Annotated in this window: 19 protein-coding genes; 12 read left to right on the top strand and 7 right to left on the bottom strand. The window is 61.1% G+C overall.

Going from position 1 to position 17463, the window contains the following annotated elements:
- Window positions 1-114: 114 nt before the first annotated feature.
- From ACLI1M_RS04510 to ACLI1M_RS04520, 3 genes are all read right to left on the bottom strand, one after another.
- Entirely contained in the window at window positions 115-1446 is a 1332-nt protein-coding gene (locus tag ACLI1M_RS04510) for an amino acid permease (RefSeq protein WP_248099145.1), read from the bottom strand.
- Window positions 1447-1545: 99 nt separating this feature from the next.
- The gene (gene dapD / locus ACLI1M_RS04515) at window positions 1546-2517 is read right to left on the bottom strand and encodes a 2,3,4,5-tetrahydropyridine-2,6-dicarboxylate N-succinyltransferase (RefSeq protein WP_239208047.1); all 972 of its coding nucleotides are present in this window, start codon (window positions 2515-2517) and stop codon (window positions 1546-1548) included.
- Between the two features lie 17 nt (window positions 2518-2534).
- Window positions 2535-3893: an amino acid permease gene (locus tag ACLI1M_RS04520; RefSeq protein WP_248098997.1), complete on the bottom strand. Its 1359-nt coding sequence runs from the start codon at window positions 3891-3893 to the stop codon at window positions 2535-2537.
- An 89-nt stretch (window positions 3894-3982) separates the two neighbouring features.
- On the opposite strand from ACLI1M_RS04520, the gene dapE reads away from it, so the two are divergent.
- The 7 genes from dapE to ACLI1M_RS04555 are packed head-to-tail and all read left to right on the top strand — an operon-like array spanning window position 3983 to window position 8738.
- Entirely contained in the window at window positions 3983-5071 is a 1089-nt protein-coding gene (gene dapE, locus ACLI1M_RS04525) for a succinyl-diaminopimelate desuccinylase (protein WP_248098994.1), read from the top strand.
- Between the two features lie 3 nt (window positions 5072-5074).
- Window positions 5075-5839: a TIGR00730 family Rossman fold protein gene (locus ACLI1M_RS04530; protein ID WP_198492838.1), complete on the top strand. Its 765-nt coding sequence runs from the start codon at window positions 5075-5077 to the stop codon at window positions 5837-5839.
- Window positions 5840-5853: 14 nt separating this feature from the next.
- Complete coding sequence (folP, locus tag ACLI1M_RS04535; RefSeq protein ID WP_248099143.1) at window positions 5854-6666, top strand: dihydropteroate synthase; 813 nt, start codon at window positions 5854-5856, stop codon at window positions 6664-6666.
- Complete coding sequence (locus ACLI1M_RS04540) at window positions 6663-7385, top strand: glucosyl-3-phosphoglycerate synthase (protein ID WP_239208050.1); 723 nt, start codon at window positions 6663-6665, stop codon at window positions 7383-7385. The genes folP and ACLI1M_RS04540 overlap by 4 nt, the downstream gene beginning before the upstream one ends.
- A gap of 3 nt (window positions 7386-7388) precedes the next feature.
- Window positions 7389-7682: a DivIVA domain-containing protein gene (locus ACLI1M_RS04545; protein ID WP_086588081.1), complete on the top strand. Its 294-nt coding sequence runs from the start codon at window positions 7389-7391 to the stop codon at window positions 7680-7682.
- 12 nt (window positions 7683-7694) lie between these two features.
- Complete coding sequence (locus ACLI1M_RS04550) at window positions 7695-7862, top strand: DUF3117 domain-containing protein (protein ID WP_005323535.1); 168 nt, start codon at window positions 7695-7697, stop codon at window positions 7860-7862.
- Window positions 7863-7871: 9 nt separating this feature from the next.
- Window positions 7872-8738, top strand: coding sequence for a methyltransferase domain-containing protein (locus tag ACLI1M_RS04555; protein WP_248098992.1), 867 nt, complete (start codon window positions 7872-7874; stop codon window positions 8736-8738).
- 195 nt (window positions 8739-8933) lie between these two features.
- On the opposite strand, the gene ACLI1M_RS04560 is transcribed toward ACLI1M_RS04555, so the two are convergent.
- Together ACLI1M_RS04560 and glgA are read right to left on the bottom strand one after the other, a co-directional pair.
- Window positions 8934-10376, bottom strand: coding sequence for a GH32 C-terminal domain-containing protein (locus ACLI1M_RS04560; protein ID WP_200287768.1), 1443 nt, complete (start codon window positions 10374-10376; stop codon window positions 8934-8936).
- Between the two features lie 12 nt (window positions 10377-10388).
- The gene (glgA, locus tag ACLI1M_RS04565) at window positions 10389-11543 is read right to left on the bottom strand and encodes a glycogen synthase (RefSeq protein ID WP_200287766.1); all 1155 of its coding nucleotides are present in this window, start codon (window positions 11541-11543) and stop codon (window positions 10389-10391) included.
- 109 nt (window positions 11544-11652) lie between these two features.
- On the opposite strand from glgA, the gene glgC reads away from it, so the two are divergent.
- Complete coding sequence (glgC, locus tag ACLI1M_RS04570) at window positions 11653-12870, top strand: glucose-1-phosphate adenylyltransferase (protein ID WP_086588169.1); 1218 nt, start codon at window positions 11653-11655, stop codon at window positions 12868-12870.
- Here the strand turns inward: glgC and ACLI1M_RS04575 are convergent.
- A complete protein-coding gene (locus ACLI1M_RS04575) occupies window positions 12867-13514 on the bottom strand; it encodes an O-methyltransferase (protein WP_200287764.1) in 648 nt (215 codons plus the stop codon). The genes glgC and ACLI1M_RS04575 overlap by 4 nt on opposite strands.
- A gap of 151 nt (window positions 13515-13665) precedes the next feature.
- On the opposite strand from ACLI1M_RS04575, the gene sigE reads away from it, so the two are divergent.
- From sigE to ACLI1M_RS04590, 3 genes are all read left to right on the top strand, one after another.
- Window positions 13666-14295: an RNA polymerase sigma factor SigE gene (sigE, locus tag ACLI1M_RS04580; protein WP_248098988.1), complete on the top strand. Its 630-nt coding sequence runs from the start codon at window positions 13666-13668 to the stop codon at window positions 14293-14295.
- An 84-nt stretch (window positions 14296-14379) separates the two neighbouring features.
- A complete protein-coding gene (locus ACLI1M_RS04585; RefSeq protein ID WP_248098985.1) occupies window positions 14380-14829 on the top strand; it encodes an anti-sigma factor family protein in 450 nt (149 codons plus the stop codon).
- Between the two features lie 23 nt (window positions 14830-14852).
- Window positions 14853-15398, top strand: coding sequence for a twin-arginine translocase TatA/TatE family subunit (locus ACLI1M_RS04590; RefSeq protein ID WP_248098983.1), 546 nt, complete (start codon window positions 14853-14855; stop codon window positions 15396-15398).
- Window positions 15399-15401: 3 nt separating this feature from the next.
- Here ACLI1M_RS04590 and ACLI1M_RS04595 read toward each other — a convergent pair whose 3' ends face one another.
- Complete coding sequence (locus ACLI1M_RS04595; RefSeq protein ID WP_023021827.1) at window positions 15402-16532, bottom strand: Mrp/NBP35 family ATP-binding protein; 1131 nt, start codon at window positions 16530-16532, stop codon at window positions 15402-15404.
- Window positions 16533-16637: 105 nt separating this feature from the next.
- On the opposite strand from ACLI1M_RS04595, the gene ACLI1M_RS04600 reads away from it, so the two are divergent.
- The gene (locus tag ACLI1M_RS04600) at window positions 16638-17381 is read left to right on the top strand and encodes a hypothetical protein (protein ID WP_248098981.1); all 744 of its coding nucleotides are present in this window, start codon (window positions 16638-16640) and stop codon (window positions 17379-17381) included.
- Window positions 17382-17463: the final 82 nt, after the last annotated feature.

Below are 17463 nucleotides of genomic sequence, written 5' to 3' on the forward strand. Positions count from 1 at the left end.
CCGTGAGCGCGGCGGGCGGAGCGTAGGGCACCTCACCCCCTCGCGCTCACTGGGAGACGAAAAGAGACGTCCATTCTCGCGCCGGTGAGCGCGAAGGGCGGGGCGGGAGGGGGGCTAAGTCAGCGGCAGGGTGGAGGTGGGGTCAATGCCGCGAACCTTGGAGTTGATGACACCGGCGACGGCGAGCACCGCGAACATAGCGGCGGCGGAGAGGAGTTGGGTGCGGGCGGTGGCGTCGGTAAGCATGAGCACCGCGATGGCCGCAAAGAGCGCGAGGGCGAACCAAGTCAGGTAGGGGAAGGCCCACATGCGGATGGGAAGGGGATGGAGAGCTTCGAGCTGACGGCGCAGGCGCAGCTGGCTGACGGCGATGAATACCCACACGATGAGCAGGGAGGCGCCGGCGGCATTGAGCATGAAGGTAAGAAGCCAACCCGTATCGGCGTAGTTGAGCACCACCATGACGGCCGAGAGTAGGACGGACAGGGCAATAGCGGTGGTGGGTACGCCGTCTTTATTGGTGGTGGTGAAGATGCGTGGAGCCTCGCCACGGGAGGCCAGCGAGTGCATCATGCGAGAGGAGGCGTAGATCTGCGAATTGAAAGCGGAAAGCAACGCAAGGACGATGACAACCTCCATGATGCCGGCCGCACCCGGGATGTCGGCGCGCTCGAGGACCATGGTGAAGGGCGATTCTGCGGCCGTGGAGGCACCTCCCAAGATGGAATAAGGCAGAAGGAACGTGATGACGAGAACGGAGCCCAAGTAGAACACGGAGATGCGCAAGATGGTGGAGCGCACGGCGTTGACCAGGGATTTTTCGGGGTCCTCGGATTCGGCAGAGGCGATGGCGACGACCTCGATGCCGCCGAAGGCGAAGGCTACGGCCAAAAGGCCGGCCGCGACGCCGCCGAGGCCATTGGGCATGAAGCCGTCTTCGAGGAAGACGGAGGTGCCGATGAAAGAATGGCCAGGCAGGAGGCCCAGGATGAGCAGCACGCCGATGATGAGGAAGGCCACGATGACGACGACCTTGATAAGCGCGAACCAATACTCGAATTCGCCGAAACTACGCACGCGCAGCAGGTTGATGACGCCGAAGAGGACCACGCAGATAGCTGCGGGGATCCACGGCGAGACGTCGAACCAGGAGCCAATGAATCCGGCCGCGCCGGTGATTTCGGCGCCGAGTACGGCGACGGTGGCTAGCCAATAAATCCAGCCCTGGGTAAAGCCCGCCCAGCGGCCGATGCCATGTTCGGCATATTCGGAAAAAGAGCCGGAGGCGGGGATAACGGTGCCCATCTCGCCCAGCATCTGCATCACCAAAATGGCCAGGAAGCCGGCGATAATATAGGCGAGGAGCACGGCAGGACCGGCGGCGGAGATACCGACGCCGGTGCCGAGGAATAGTCCGGCACCGATGGTGGAGCCAAGCCCCATCATGGTTAGGTGGCGGACCTTCAGGCCAGAACCGAGGGTGGAGGAGTTATCAGTCACCCCTCCATCTTATTTTGCCCGATAAGGCTATAGGAATCGGGGGTATTAATTCTTGTGCAGCTCGTCGTTCAACGCGACGGCCTCGGCCTTCCACTCCACGGCCTCAACCGCACCGGAGACGGAGTTGCGGCGCAGCAGCATGCCGGAGGCACCGGAGAGTTGGGAACCCTTGACGTTCTCGCCATTATCAACGCCCAGTGCTTCCGCGACCTTGCCAAAGACGGTGACCTTGGTGCCGGCGGTGACGTAGAGGCCGGCTTCGACCACGGCGTCGTCGCCAAGCGAAATGCCAATGCCGGAGTTGGCGCCGAGCAGGCAACGCTCGCCGATGGAGATGACCTCCTTGCCGCCGCCGGACAAGGTGCCCATGATGGACGCGCCGCCGCCGATATCGGAGCCATCGCCCACGACGACGCCCGCGGAGATGCGGCCCTCCACCATGGAGGCGCCCAAGGTGCCGGCGTTGAAGTTCACAAAGCCCTCATGCATGACGGTGGTTCCCTCAGCAAGGTGGGCGCCCAAGCGCACGCGGTCCGCGTCGCCAATGCGAACGCCAGACGGCACAACGTAGTCCACCATGCGCGGGAATTTATCAACGGAGTAGACAACGACCGGGCCGCGGGAGGCAAGGCGGCCGCGCACCATCTGGAAATCGGAGACGGCGCAGGGGCCATAGTTAGTCCAAACCACGTTATTGAGGTGGCCGAAGATGCCATCCATATTCAGGCCGTGCGGCTTGACCGCGCGGTGAGAAAGGAGGTGCAGGCGCAGGTAAGCATCGTAGGTATCGACGGGGGCGTCATCCAGATCTTTGATGGAGGTCTCGACGGCAACGCGGGCCACGCCGCGCTCCTCGTCCGGGCCTGCCAGCGCGGAGAACTGCTGAGGGACCTCCTCCAAGCGCTTGGTCTCGGTGGTCTCTACGGTCTTATCGGTATAAACGGCTGGGAACCAGACGTCCAAGACGGTGCCGTCATGGGTAATGGTTGCCAGGCCACGTGCGGATGCAGAAGTCATGCCCGCTAGCTTAGCAACTACCTCCGCGCCTCTGCGCGCTGGCCGGTGGGTAGTACGAAGGACAACACGACGAGTATCGCAGCGAGGATGAGTACCGAGATGACCTGGTTGCGTGCATCTGGGTCAAAGAGCATGAGTAGGGTGAGTCCGCCCAGGGCCGCGGCCGTGACCCACGGCAGCCAGGGAAAGCCGGGCACACGCAGATCGGTCAACTCGCCATTTTCGCGCATTTGGGGATGCAGTTTGATAAAGGAAGCGACGATGAAAAACCAGATGACCAGCAGGCACCCGCCCACTGCATTGAAGAGAAATGCTAGGAGCCCCGGAGGGTTCCAAAATTGCAGGCCTACCGAAGCGAAGGCGAAGACCATTGACAAGATGACCGCGTTGATGGGGGAGCCAGCGCGATTTTGCTTGAGGAAGAATCCTGGGGCGCAGTGATCCTTAGCCATGTCAAAGACCAAGCGGGAAGTGGCGTAGATCTGCGCGTTGAAGGCGGAGAGCAGCGCCAAGGCGATAATAGCTTCCATGAAACCGGACGCAAAGGGGATCTTGGCGGCCGCAAGCACGAGGGTGAAGGGAGAATCGGCGGCTACGTCGGCGTCCTGGATGGAACTAAAAGGCAGCGCCATGGTGATTACCACGATGGAGCCGATGTAGAAGATCATGATGCGCACGATAATGGCGCGGACCGCGGTGGCCACGTTATGTGCTGGGTCCTCGGATTCGGCCGCCGCGATAGTAACCAATTCGATACCGCCGAAGGCAAAGGCCACGGCTAGCAATCCGGCGGCGAAACCGGGCATGCCATTGGGCAGGAAATTAGCGGTGAAATTGGTCCCGGCCAAGGAGAGATCCATGCCGGGCAGGATGCCCAGCGCCATGAGTACGCCTATGGCAAGGAAGGCGACAATGACGCCGACCTTGATGATGGCGAACCAGAACTCGAACTCACCAAATCCGCCCACGGCCGCAAAATTGACCACCGCGAAGAATGCCACGGCGATAAGCGCCGGAATCCACGGGTCAATACCGAACCAGCTGGAGATGATGGCGGCCGCGCCGGTGATTTCGGCGCCCATGACCATGATCAGCATGAACCAATAAATCCATCCCATGGTAAAGCGTGCCCAGTGCCCGTAGGCCTGACCGGCATAGGTGGAAAATGACCCCAAAGAGGGGCGGGCAGCGGCCATCTCACCGAGCATCCACATCACTAGCGCAATGAGCGCGCCGGCCACGGCATAGGAAATGAGCACGGAGGTGCCGGAAATCTGGATGCCGAGACCTACGCCGAGGAAGAGGCCGGCGCCCACGGCAGAGCCAAGGCCCATCATCGTGAGATGACGGGATTTCAATTGAGCGGTTTCGGCCATTGTTATCACCTTAGGGAGGACGAAATATTTACAGTGAAGTGAACTTTACACAATGCGGGGAGCTACGCGGGGCGCTAGCATGGCGCTTTGTGACTTTAGATCTATATGCAGACCCCATCGAACTAACCAAGGCGCTCGTTGATATTCCGAGCCCCTCCCACCATGAGGAGGCCATCGCAGACGCCGTCGAAGAAGCGCTGCGCGGTTTGGACGTCGAGGTTGCCCGCTACGGCAATACCGTGTGCGCCCGCACGAACCGTGGGCTAGATTCCCGCGTGGTGCTCGCTGGACACATTGATACCGTTCCGTTGGCAGAAAATGTACCGCATCACATGGAAACCACTAAAGACGGGGTGGAGATTATGTGGGGCTGTGGCACCGTGGACATGAAGTCAGGCATGGCCATCTACCTTAATGCCTTTGCCCAGCTGCACGAGTCGGAGGAGCTGAAACATGATCTTACTGTCATCGCCTATGAGGGTGAAGAAGTAGCTACTGAATTTAATGGCTTGGGCCATCTGCAAAAGGACCACCCGGAGTGGCTCGAGGGGGACTTCGCGCTTCTGGGCGAGCCCTCCGGCGCCATGGTGGAGGCCGGTTGTCAGGGCTCCATCCGCCTGCGCGTGACCGCACACGGCACCCGCGCGCACTCGGCCCGCGCCTGGCTCGGCTCCAATGCCGCGCACAAGCTCGCGCCGATTATGAGCCGCATCGCCGCCTATGAGTCCCGCGACGTCACCATTGACGGCTGTACTTACCGCGAGGGCCTCAATATCGTTCACCTCGAGTCCGGCGTGGCCACAAATACGCTGCCGGATGAGGCGTGGATGTTTGTGAATTTCCGCTTCGCCCCGGACCGCACGAGCGAGGAGGCGCTGGAGTACATGAAATCCATCATCGGCGAGGAAGAAGATGTCACCATCGAGATCGATGACATCGCACCGGCCGCCCAGCCTGGGTTGGGCCAGCCTGCAGCCAAAGCTCTTATCGACGCCGTCGGGGGCAACGTCCGCGCCAAGTTTGGCTGGACCGACGTCGCCCGCTTCTCCGAAATGGGCACCCCGGCCGTGAACTTCGGCGCCGGTGACCCAGGGTTTGCGCATAAAAAGGACGAGCAGGTCCCCACCGCGCAGATTAGTGAAGTATCCACCGCCCTCCTGAAATACCTGAAGGGATAAACCATGACTCCTGAGCAGATGCGCACTCTGCGCGGCCCAATGCTGCTGCGCACCGAAGGCGAACAGGCCTCCACCTTTGACCAGCGGCTCTTGGAGTCCGGCGCGGACCATGAGTGGCAGCATGCCGATCCGTGGCGTGTGCTGCGCATCCAAGGCGAATTCGTCGCCGGCTTCGATGCGTTATCCAAGTTGCCGAAGGCCGTCACCGTCTTCGGTTCCGCACGCACCACGCCCGAGGACGCGAGCTACCAGCTGGGCGTCGAGGTCGGCCGCAAGCTGGCCGAGCACTCCTATGCCGTCATCACCGGTGGCGGCCCCGGCATCATGGAGGCAGCCAACCGTGGCGCCCACGAAGCCGGCGGGCTGTCCGTGGGCTTGGGCATCGAGCTTCCCCATGAGCAGGGCCTCAACGAGTACGTCGACCTGGGCCTGAATTTCCGCTACTTCTTCGCCCGCAAGACGATGTTCTTGAAGTACTCGCAGGCCTTCATTTGCCTACCTGGCGGCATGGGCACGATGGATGAGTTCTTCGAAGTCATGTGCATGGTGCAGACCGGCAAGGTGACCAATTACCCCATCGTGCTCATGGGCACCGAGTATTGGTCCGGCCTGCTGGAGTGGATGGACAACACGCTCGCGGCCAGCGGGTATATCAACGAGGGCGACCGGGAGCTTTTCCTGCTTACCGACGACCCCGATGAGGCCCTCTCCCACATCATCCAGCGCCACCAAGTCATGAGCGATAAGCGCATCAGGGAGCCGCGTTGAGCCTCGCGCGTGTGATGGCGATTGTCAATCGCACCCCGGATTCTTTCTATGACAACGGGGCAACCTTTGACCTCGACCCAGCGCTGCGCCGCTGCGATGAGGTGATCGCAGCCGGTGCTTCGATCGTCGATATTGGTGGCGTGAAGGCTGGCCCCGGCAAAGCTGTGGACGCGGCGGAGGAAATCGACCGCGTGGTGCCGACCATTGAGAAGGTGCATGAGCGCCACCCGGATGTGCTCATCTCCGTCGATACCTGGCGCAGCGAGGTAGCAGAGGCCGCCATCGCCGCCGGTGCCGGCCTAGTCAATGACACGTGGGCCGGTTGGGATCCCGAGCTCATCGAGGTCGCCGGCCACCACCGCGTAGGCTACGTGTGCTCGCACACCGGTGGGATCACCCCGCGCACCCGGCCGCATCGCGTCCATTTTGATGACGTGGTGGCCGATGTCATCGCGGAAACTACCCAGCTCGCCGAACGTGCCGCCTCCCTCGGCTGCCCGGAGGAACTGACCTTCATCGATCCAACGCATGACTTTGGCAAGAACACCTTTCACGGGCTGGAGCTTTTGCGGCGGATAGACGAGGTTGTGGCCACCGGCTGGCCGGTGCTTATGGCGCTATCAAACAAAGATTTTGTGGGCGAGACGCTAGACCGCGGGGTAGGAGAGCGCGTCGCGGGTACCCTAGCCGCCACCGCGTGGTCCGCCGCCCGGGGCGTGGCCGCCTTCCGCGTCCACGAGGTGGCAGAAACCGCTGATGTCATCCGTATGACTGCCGCCATCCAAGGCGAGGCGGCACCATTGGCAACCACGCGAGGCCTAGCATGAGTGTCTCCGTTGTCATCCCGGCCCTCAACGAGGAAGACACTGTCGCGAACGTCGTGCGTGCCTGCCTTGCCGATAATCCGCTTGAGGTGCTGGTCATCGATGCCGATTCCACCGACGCCACCGCCTCTCGTGCTGCCGCAGCCGGGGCGGAGGTACGCAATTGGCGCGATATCCTGCCAGAAGAACCGCGCCCCGGCAAGGGCGAATCCCTCTGGCGCGGGGTCGCCGCGGCGAAGGGAGACATAGTCGTCTTCGTCGATGCGGATCTTGAATCCGCTGCGCCCGGCATGGTAGCTGCCCTAGCCGCTCCTTTTTCCGACCCCGCGGTAGAAATGGTCAAGGCCCGCTACCGCCGCAGCCTCAACGGACAGCCCACCGGCGGCGGCCGCGTCACCGAGCTGACAGCCAAACCGCTCATTAAGCAATTTTTCCCAGAGCTCGCTCATATCGACCAGCCGCTCGGAGGCGAATACTCTCTGCGCCGCGCCACCGCCGTCGAGCTGCCCTTTGTAGAAGGCTACGGGGTGGAAGCGGGGCTATTGGTGGACGTCGGCAAGCGGGGCACAATAGCGCAGGTGGACTTGGGAACGCGGGTGCACCGCAACCGGCCGCTGCATGAACTCGCGCCGATGGCCGAGGTAGTCGCGCGCACACTGCTCTCCCGCGCCGGAGTTACCGCGCCCGTTGCCCAACGCCCGCCGCTAAAAGGTAAGGTTTAAGCCATGCTGTCTTGGATTATGCTCCTCCTCGTCCTTTTCTCCCTGACCGTCATCGGCACCTGGGTATGGGGTTCGATTTTTGGCCGCGGCGAGGTTATGCACCCGCTCGATGAGCCGGAGAAGGTGCGCGAAAATAACCGCGCCGCTGCCCGCGAAGGACGCCTTGACCAGGTGAAATTCGAGGTTGTGCCCCGCGGGTACCGCCAGGACCAAGTAGATGATCTCCTCGCACAACTAGAAGAACAACTATCTTCCACGCCGAAAAGGTCTAAGCTGGAAGGAAAAGAAGTTAACTAAAGGAGACTCACTATGGCAGCAATGAAGCCGCGCACCACGGGCGGAGAAATGGAAGCAGTAGAGGAGTCCCGCAAAATTGTAATGCGCATCCCCTCCGATGGCGGCGGGCGCATCGTCATCGAGCTGAGCAAGGACGAGGCCGCCGAGCTTGGTTCTCTGTTGACCGAGGTTTCTAGCTAGTCTAGATACATGCTTTCTCATATCGTCGACATTCTGGCTGATCCCAATGATGGCACCGCGCTTTCTGGTGCCGATGATTTCTCTCGCCTGGTCTCGGAATCCGGCCACTCTTTTGATGTGGCCAAGCAGGGCTACGTCACCCTCGCGGCCGGCGCCGGACTCAAGCACAAGGGCGATGACATGGACATGGTCAACGCCCGCGAGACCTATTTGGCCATGGGGCACTTCGCGCCCTTCGTGGAGGCCGTGACTGGGGCAGTCCAAGGTGCGCTGGATTCCGCATCGTTGGCCGAATCTACGCCCGCCTCTCTGCTTGAGGTGGGCGCTGGTACGGGCTACTACTTGGCCCACACCCTCGACTCCATCGCTGAGGCCCGCGGCGTCGGGCTCGATATTTCTCCGCACGCTGCGAAGCACTTGGCTAAGTGCCACCCGCGCGTCGGTGCCGTCGTGGCCGATGTATGGGAGCGCCTGCCCATTCGTGATGAGTCCGTCGACGCTATTTCCGTCGTCTTCGCCCCACGCAATCCGGCCGAATTCCAGCGCGTGCTCGCCCCAGGCGGCCAGGTCATCGTCTTGACCCCTGATGCCGGCCACTTGGACGAGCTGCGGGAGCCTTTGGGCATCCTCGGCGTGGAAGACGGCAAGGTGGAGCGCATGTACGAGCAGGCCGAGGGATACCTGGAGCAGGCGGCCGATCCGGTCGATATTTCGTTCCCCATCGAGCTCGATAAGGCCTCCGTTGCCGCGCAGGTTGGGATGAGCCCGTCCGCGCGTCACATTAGCGCCGGGGAACTCGCCGAGCGCATGGCCGCTCTTCCTCCGACACTTACGGTTACCGCCCGCGCTCGACTGGACCGCCTCCGCGCAGTTTAGCCCCGGCCCTTCTGCCTCATCCCCGCCCTTCGCGCTCACCAGCAGCGCGTGGGGCGGTTCTTTTCGTTGTTCCGGTGAGCGCGAGGGGTGGTTCCTCGCCCTTGCCGCTCACCAGCACACGCTTTCCGACGCCCCAGCGTCCCCCCGTGAGCGCGAAGGGCGGGGTGGAGAACCGAGCGGGGCGTCGGGTGATGTTTAGAGCTTGGAGCCGGAGCGCTGCCAGTCCTGCTCGATGACGGCATCGCCGGAGGTTTCGACGCGCAGCCCAGAGCAACCGCCCTCGAAGTAGACGCGGGAGGCCATGGCGATGAGGCCACCATCGACGAATACCTCGACGGTGGAACCGTCTTGGATAATGGTGAGGGTGTCGGAGTCACCCTCGGCAAGCGTGGCGGTGGCGGGCTCAGAATCGGCAAAGCAATGATTGAAAGCCTTGTTCATTGAGCGATCGAGGCTGATGTCATCGCCGGAGTGGCGGATGGTGGCGGCGGGGTCACCGGCGCCGTCGAGAAGCGTGACGGTGACGCAGGAACCGGAAGGCACCTCCATGACGCCGGTCCATGAGCGGGCGTAATCGGAAAGCTTAACGGCATCGGGCAAGCCCCGGGCGGGGGCTTGGTAGAGGACGCCGCCCTCGAGGGTAACTCGGCGGGGTAAGGAAAGGGCATTGGCCCAGCCTTCGGCTTCCCACGAGGCGTGCTTGGTGGCGTCATCGCCGCGGCCGTTGCCGTTGAGGAGGCCAACGATAACGGCGCGCTCATAGCGCTGCTCGGGGGTGAGCGTGCCGGTGGTGGTGTTGGTACTGCGTGGGCGGGAGAAATCGTGGCCGAAGTCTACGCGGCGGAAGCCGGAGACCACGGTAAAGGTGGTGCCTTCCAGCCGGCCGACGAGGTAGCCGGAGACGTCGCGGCCGCCACGCTCCAAGGTGACAAAGAGGACGTCGTAGACATTGCCGTCAACCTCATCGCGCAGTCGGACTAGGCGCGGGGAGACGACCGGCGGAATGGGCGAGGTAGCGGGGACCTCGCCCTCTAGGAAGCCAGGGTCGCCGTCGAACTTGAGGCTGCCGCGCAGGCGCCAAGACACGCCGTCGGCGGATTCGAGGATGACGGGAACCGGGGCGTCGGAGTGGCCGGTGAGAGCCAACATGAGCCAACCGTCGTGGCCGTCATCGCGGTCCTCTGAGGCCCAGTCGGGCACCACGGAGGGGGAGCGGAAATGATCGAAGTTGCGGGTATTGCCCACGACTTCGCCAAAACGAACGACATTGGGGTCGAGCGCCTGTGGGTCATCGGAGACCTCGCAGATTTCGTCCACGTTGGCGTAGCGGGCGAGGTGAACGGCGATTCCGGCGGCGGTCACGGAGGTGAAGTAGAGATGGATATCGTCTGGGCCTTGGGCTACGGAACCTGCGCGCAGGGAGAGCTCGCCGCCGACGGGGGCGAGGGCATCGTCACAGTCCAACCAGTCAAAGGGAGACTCTTCGGAGTAGGTGTGTCCCCAGCGCGCCGGGGAGTCCGCGGTGGGGCGGTACTGGTAGAACAGATGCCAAGTATCGCCATCGCGCAGGATTCCGGCGGGGGCGTCGAGGACGCCGTCTTCAGGGACAAAATGCAGTTCGGGGCGGTGGGTTGTCACGGCTATCCTTCCTTAAATCAGACTGCGGTAAATATCGACGGTCTGGGCGGCAATCGTAGCCCAAGAAAAATCACGAATGGCACGCTCGCGGCCGGCGCGCCCAAATTCGGCAGCGCGCTTTTTATCGGCGGCGACGTCATTGACTGCAGCGGCGAGGTCGGCCTCGAAGGCTGCGGTATCGGTGGCGTCGTAATGCACTAGCACGCCGGTCTCACCATCGACTACTACCTCGGGAATGCCGCCCACGTTGGAGGCAACAACGGCCGTGCCACAGGCCATTGCTTCCAAGTTCACGATGCCCAGCGGTTCGTAGATGGACGGGCAGACAAAAACATCGGCACCGGTGTAAATCTGCTGGACCTCGTTGCGCGGGAGCATATCCTTGACCCAGAAAATGCCATCGCGCTGGGCGCGCAACTCATCGACCAGTGCCTCGGTCTCGGCCGCGATTTCGGGCGTATCAGGGGCGCCGGCACACAAGACCAGCTGGATGTCTGGATCGAATTTCTGCGCCGCCTGCAGCAGGTGCTTTACGCCCTTTTGCCGGGTGATGCGTCCGACGAAGGCAGCGATGGGGCGCTGCTTATCGACGCCCAGCTTGTCCAAAACATCGCCCTCTCGCGGCTGCCATAGCTCGGTGTCGATGCCGTTGAGGACGACGTGGACCTTGGAGGCATCGATGCGCGGATAGGCATCGAGGATGGAGTCCTTCATACCGGCAGAGACGGCGATTACGGCATCGGCATATTCCATGGCGTTCTTTTCGGACCATGAGGAGATGTCATAGCCGCCGCCAAGCTGCTCGCGCTTCCAAGGGCGGTGCGGCTCGAGAGAGTGGGCGGTGACCACATGCGGAATATCATAAAGCCGGGCGGAGAGGTGGCCAGCAAGGCCCGTATACCACGTGTGGGAGTGGGCGATGTCGATATCGGAGGCGGCATCGGCCATGCGCAGCCCAGTGGACAAGGTCTGCAGCGCGCCGTTGGCACCCTCGAGTGCGGGATCTACGCCGTGGACAAAGACGTCTTTTTCTTCGCGCGGGGAGCCCATGCAGTGCACGGAGACATCGATGATATCGCGCATGAAACGGGTGAGCTCAGCTACGTGAACTCCGGCTCCGCCGTATATTTCCGGCGGGTATTCTTTGGAAAAGATTCCGGCTCTCATGCCCACCCAGAATACGTATCTCTGCTGTCATGTGCAGAATTCCGATATGGGGGTAAAAATGTGCAAAGTTCTGCTGCGGAATGTGGGATTTGCGGATAGGTTTGAAAACGTGAGAAGCCTGCCGAATGTCCTAGCCATTGTCCTCGCCGGCGGTGAGGGAAAGCGCCTTTTCCCCCTGACCGAAGACCGCGCCAAGCCCGCCGTACCCTTCGGTGGTTCCTACCGCCTCGTTGATTTCGTTTTGTCCAATCTGGTCAATGCCGGTTATCTCAAGATTGCGGTGCTGACCCAGTACAAGTCCCATTCTCTGGACCGCCACATTTCCCAGGCGTGGAACTTGGCGGGGCCGACCCCGCAGTATATTGCCTCGGTGCCCGCCCAGCAGCGCCGCGGCAAGCGCTGGTACAACGGCTCGGCAGATGCAATTGTGCAGTCGCTGAACCTCATCTATGACGAGAATCCGGATTATGTCATCGTCTTTGGTGCAGACCACGTATACCGCATGGATCCGGCACAGATGGTAGAAGAGCATATCGCCACCGGATTGGATTGTTCGGTGGCAGGTATTCGCGTACCGCGCTCGGAAGCGACGGCCTTTGGCTGCATCCAAGCCGATGGCATGGGCACGATTACGCAATTCGTGGAAAAGCCCGCGGACCCGCCGGCTACTCCGGATGATCCGAATATGAGCTATGCCTCGATGGGCAATTATGTCTTTACAGCGCAGGCGCTTATCGACGCCCTTTTGGAGGACGAAAAGAACGAGGACTCCGCCCACGATATGGGCGGTGATATTATCCCGTACTTTGTGGAGCGGGGACAGGCGCATGTGTACGATTTCATGGCCAATGAAGTGCCAGGGGCTACTGAGCGTGACCACGGCTACTGGCGCGACGTCGGCACCATCGATTCCTTCTACGAGGCGCACATGGACATGATTTCGGTGCACCCGATTTTCAACCTTTATAACCAGAATTGGCCGATCCACTCGACGGATGATTCCAATTTCCCACCGGCCAAGTTCGTGCAAAACGGCATCGCGCAGTCGTCGATGGTGGCCCCAGGCTGCATCGTCTCTGGCGGCACTGTGCGCAATTCAGTGCTGGCGTCCGATGTCCATGTGGCCGACGGAGCTACGGTCGAAGGATCAGTGATCCTGCCTGGCGTGCGTATCGGGCGCGGTGCAGTGGTGCGCCGCGCGATCCTAGATAAGAACGTCGTCGTTAGTGATGGCGCGATTATCGGAGTGGACCGCGAGCGTGATGAAGAGCGCTTTAAGGTTTCTGACGGCGGCGTGGTCGTCGTCGGCAAAAACCAAAAGGTCTAGAGCTTCGTCACGAGGGTGAGCCCGGAACCCAGCGGCAAGCGGGTTACGCTCGCCCCCTCGAGCTCGCGCAGGTACTCGTCTGCTTCGCGGGCGGCGGCGGTGTCGCGGTCGGTCCGGGAGGCGTCGGCAAGCGTGCCATCGAGCAAAGAATTAGCCAAGACTAGGGTGCCGCGCTGGTGCAGCAGTGGCCAGGCGGCCTTGATGATGGCTGGTAACTCGAGCGCGGCGACGTCGGCGTAGATCACCTGATAAGCATCGTTGGCAAGGCGACCCATGACTTCGAGTGGGCGCGATGGCAAAAAACGGCCGCGGGATGGCGCGTAGCCGGCCTCGCGGAATGCGGTCTTGGCGCTGCGCTGGTGCTCCGCCTCGGGGTCGATGCAGGTCAAAATGCCGTTATCGGGCATGCCGGCGAGCACATAGAGGCCCACTACATTGGCGGCCGGGGTAATGGCCACAGCTTGAGGACGCTCGGTGGAACCAGTGGAGGCGGCCGTCAGGGTGGTGAGCAGCTGGCCGGTGGATTCATCCGGGACTGGCAAGCCGTACTCTGCGGCGTGGTCGCGTGCGCCACTTAGGGCCGGGGATGCTTCGCTGTTGGTCTCGATATAAGAACGCAGTGCTTCGTATGCGGTATTAGTCACGTAATAAACCATAGGGAAAAGTGTCCGCCAATGTGGCAAAAACGCGCTTAGCCAGCAAGGTTGTGGTCGGTGGGGATAATGTGACGGGTTCACAGGATATTATCAGTACTATGGCTGGAGTTTCTGTGCTGAGTGTAGAAAGATGACATGCATGACAAAGATGAAGCGCGATGCCGAATCCCTTCAACCTGCAACCTCTGAGGCAGAGTTGACCGGTACCGCAGCATTCGATGCTGGCACGGGCGACATGCCCGCTTGGGGTGACCTCGTGGCCGAGCACGCCGATGGGGTCTACCGCTTGGCTTATCGCCTGTCTGGCAATCAGCATGACGCCGAGGATCTCACCCAGGAAACCTTCATGCGCGTCTTCCGCTCCTTGGACAAGTATCAAGCCGGAACGTTTGAAGGCTGGTTGCACCGTATTACCACTAACCTCTTTTTGGATATGGTGCGTCACCGTTCCAAGATCCGCATGGAGGCCCTGCCAGAGGATTATGAACGCGTTCTTGGTACGGATATGACCCCGGAGCAGGCTTATTCCGTGGCTAACCTGGATCCAGCTTTGCAGTCCGCGCTCGACGGGCTGGCTCCCGATTTCCGCGTGGCCGTGGTCCTGTGCGATGTCGTTGGGATGAGCTATGACGAGATTGCAGAGACCCTTGGTGTCAAGATGGGTACGGTGCGCTCGCGCATCCACCGCGGCCGTTCCCAGTTACGCGCGGCGCTAGAAAAAGAGGCGCAAACCAATGCGGAAACGCGCATGCTGCTGCGTACGCGCTAAACTTTAGAGAAACTGCATAGTCCCCGCTGCCGGCGGGGACTTTCCGCGTCAATGAAGGCCGAGCAACTAGTGGAGGAGGGATCGATGGACTCGCTGCGAGGACGCCGAACCTTGTCCATGCTGAGCGTGCACGGCGGATTTGATGCCGCCCAAGCCAAGGCTCGCGATAGGGCGAAGGCCAAGGCGCGGCGTAGCGATACCATCGGGCATTTGGGCCCAGAGGCGGTTGTTGCCTTTGTGGACGGCGAGATGGAGCCAAAATTTATGCACCGTGTGCGCATTCACCTGGTGCACTGCGCTGAATGCCGCGCGGATGTGCATCAGCAGCGTCGTGCCTCGGAATGGGTGCGCCACTGCGCGGAGTCCGCAACGGTTAAGGCGCCGCAATCCTTGCTCGCGAAGCTCGCAGGCATTGCCACGGAGGGGGTAACCCCGGGGCCCGATGCAGCAACGCCAGCGCACCGGCCCCAGCAGGACTTCTTGGACAAGGTGGAGATGGTGGTTCGCGCAATCAAGCACAATCAGCGCGGCTAAGAGCGAAGGACTAGTATTTAAGCGTGTTTTCTTCCATTGGTTGGCCCGAGATTTTCGTCATTGTGCTCTTGGGCATCATCGTCATCGGCCCAGAACGCATGCCTGAGGTGATTAAGGACGTGCGCGCAGCCATTTATGCGGCGCGGAAGGCCATCAATAATGCCAAGGCGGAGCTCAATGGGGAGATGGGCTCTATTACCTCGGAATTTGATGATATCCGTGGCCCGCTTACCCAAGCCGCGCAGTGGACGCGTTTGGGGCCGAAGGGCGCAATCACCAAGGCGCTTTTCGACGGCGACGAATCCGCCTGGGATGATTTCAATCCCCAGAAGATGGCAGAAGATATTAAGAGCAATACCGCTCCAAAGGAGCCGGAACAGCAGCAACCGCAACAGCGCCCAAGCTTCGACTATTCCCAGGTTTTTGCCGAACAGCCGCAGCAGCCACAGCCGCAGCAGCGCGCCGCAGCTTCGCAACCGCAATCGACGGAGCAGCCTGCGCCCGAGAAGAAACCGCCGCGCGGTGGGGAAGAATCCACCGGCGGCGGCATGTGGGAAGATGTAACCTAGGGGCTAGTTCACGCCCAAGTTCAGGTTTTTGCCCACTAGGGAATCGGAGCGGATGGCCAGTTTATCGGCCACCGCCTGGATCTGTTGGGCGGCGGGGGACTCGGGGGCGTCTATAACGATCGGCGTGCCGGCATCGCCACCGCTGCGTAGGGTGGGATCCAGAGGCACCGAAGCCAGCAGTGGAACCTCATGGCCAAGAATGACGCCGAGGCGATCGGCCACAATCTGTCCGCCGCCGGTACCAAAGACATCCATGGTGGAACCATCCGGCATGACCATAGCGCCCATATTCTCAATCACACCGGCCACGCGCTGGCGCGTCTGCTGGGAGATGGACCCGGCACGCTCTGCCACCTCGGCAGCTGCGGCTTGCGGGGTGGTAACGATGAGCAACTCCGCATTAGGAATGAGCTGGGCCACGGATAGGGCGATATCGCCAGTGCCTGGAGGCAGATCCAGCAGGAGAACGTCTAGGTCACCCCAGAAAACGTCGGCCAAGAACTGCTGCAATGCACGGTGGAGCATAGGTCCGCGCCAGACCACAGGGGCGTTGCCTTCGACGAATTGCCCGATGGAGATGTGCTTAATGCCGTGGGAAATCGGGGGCAAAAGCATCTCATCATCGAGAACGGTCGGGCCATCGGTGCAGCCCAGCAGATTAGGAACAGAGTGGCCGTAAATATCGGCATCGACGATGCCGACTTTAAGCCCCTTGTGCACCAGCGCCGCGGCGAGATTTACCGTCATCGAGGACTTGCCGACGCCGCCCTTGCCAGAAGCCACCGCAAAGACTCGCGTGGTGGATTCTGGCTTGGCAAACGGGATTTCCGGCTCAGCTTGGCCGCCACGAAGCTTCTTTTTCAGCTCGCGGCGCTGCTCATCACTCATGGCTTCCATCGTCACGGTGACGTTTCCTACGCCCTCGATATCCTCTACTGCTGCGCGAGTATTGGACTCGATGGTGGATTTCATGGGGCAGCCAGCGATGGTGAGGTAAATTTCTACGGCTACATCGTTTCCGGTGACAGAAACTGATTTCACCATGTTGAGCTCGGTGATAGGGCGCCCGATTTCGGGATCTTCAACGCGGGAAAGTGCCTCGCGTACGGCGGATTCAGTAATAACGCTAGACATAACCCTTGCCATCTTAGTCGGGCCGCATCAGGAGGTAAACACGCCCTCGGTGTAGAATCATCTAGACGCTCGAGCGCCGCCAATCTGAAGGAGAATAGTATCGCCATGCGCAGCTGTGCCCGCCCTGCCCACGCCATTGCTGGCGTGGTGCTCTCTGCCATGCTGCTTACCGGCTGCTCCTCCCAGTTTGATGGAGATCCTTATGCGGATAATGTTAAGCGTGCCCCCGTTGGCATCATGGTAGATGCTAGTGAGACCGACCAAGTAGTTCTGGCGGAGATCTTTCGTCAAGAGCTGATCAGACAGGGGCGTGAGGCCTCTCTTGTTAGGGAGGATATTTTCCAAGAGTCTAAGTCCGGTCGCTATTTGAACCCCAATGGTAATTTTTATGTCGGCTGCACGGGGGCTTTTCTCAGCGTTCTCAATCCCGGTGAGGCGCGGGAAGTATCCAAGGACTATAGAAAAGCTCAGCAATCCTCCCAACCCGGCGGCGAGGACTACCTGGCGCGTACTCACATCGCTTTAATGTCTGCACTTCCAGGCGACCTAGCCGCGGTGGAACCATCCAGCGCCACTGGCTGTGAGGACGCGGAGCCAAAGCTCCCCGAGAATTTTGTGGCGCTCTACCAGGATGATCTCTTGGACCGCGAGGAACGCCAATCTATAGCTTCATTGACGAAGTTCATCACGCGAAAAGACATCTCTGAATTGGCGCAAGAGGCAGAGCAAAAAGGCGACGTGGCAAAAGTGGTTCGCACGTGGCTGCACGGCTCCGGCACGAAAATGCTCGATGAGGAAGGCGACTCAGATTCTTCCGGTGGGTCTGATCTCACCGGAGGCTCCAAATAGTTTTTCTTTGGCGGGTAGGCGAAAGTTTCCAGGCGTCGACAACTCGGAAACCACCAAGTCAAGTAAAACCAACGGGCCCGAC

It is taken from the genome of Corynebacterium sp. LaCa54 (assembly GCF_046717495.1).
Classification (GTDB): Bacteria; Actinomycetota; Actinomycetes; order Mycobacteriales; family Mycobacteriaceae; genus Corynebacterium; species Corynebacterium kefirresidentii.

Coding starts and splice junctions, on each gene's coding strand:
- sigE (WP_248098988.1), top strand. CDS start 13,666: ATGACAAAGATGAAGCGCGATGCCGAATCCCTTCAACCTGCAACCTCT.
- ACLI1M_RS04530 (WP_198492838.1), top strand. CDS start 5,075: ATGACTCCTGAGCAGATGCGCACTCTGCGCGGCCCAATGCTGCTGCGC.
- ACLI1M_RS04550 (WP_005323535.1), top strand. CDS start 7,695: ATGGCAGCAATGAAGCCGCGCACCACGGGCGGAGAAATGGAAGCAGTA.
- ACLI1M_RS04510 (WP_248099145.1), bottom strand. CDS start 1,446: ATGATGGGGCTTGGCTCCACCATCGGTGCCGGACTATTCCTCGGCACC.
- ACLI1M_RS04595 (WP_023021827.1), bottom strand. CDS start 16,532: ATGTCTAGCGTTATTACTGAATCCGCCGTACGCGAGGCACTTTCCCGC.
- ACLI1M_RS04545 (WP_086588081.1), top strand. CDS start 7,389: ATGCTGTCTTGGATTATGCTCCTCCTCGTCCTTTTCTCCCTGACCGTC.
- dapD (WP_239208047.1), bottom strand. CDS start 2,517: ATGACTTCTGCATCCGCACGTGGCCTGGCAACCATTACCCATGACGGC.
- glgA (WP_200287766.1), bottom strand. CDS start 11,543: ATGAGAGCCGGAATCTTTTCCAAAGAATACCCGCCGGAAATATACGGC.
- ACLI1M_RS04540 (WP_239208050.1), top strand. CDS start 6,663: ATGAGTGTCTCCGTTGTCATCCCGGCCCTCAACGAGGAAGACACTGTC.
- ACLI1M_RS04585 (WP_248098985.1), top strand. CDS start 14,380: ATGGACTCGCTGCGAGGACGCCGAACCTTGTCCATGCTGAGCGTGCAC.
- ACLI1M_RS04600 (WP_248098981.1), top strand. CDS start 16,638: ATGCGCAGCTGTGCCCGCCCTGCCCACGCCATTGCTGGCGTGGTGCTC.
- ACLI1M_RS04555 (WP_248098992.1), top strand. CDS start 7,872: ATGCTTTCTCATATCGTCGACATTCTGGCTGATCCCAATGATGGCACC.
- ACLI1M_RS04520 (WP_248098997.1), bottom strand. CDS start 3,893: ATGGCCGAAACCGCTCAATTGAAATCCCGTCATCTCACGATGATGGGC.
- folP (WP_248099143.1), top strand. CDS start 5,854: ATGGCGATTGTCAATCGCACCCCGGATTCTTTCTATGACAACGGGGCA.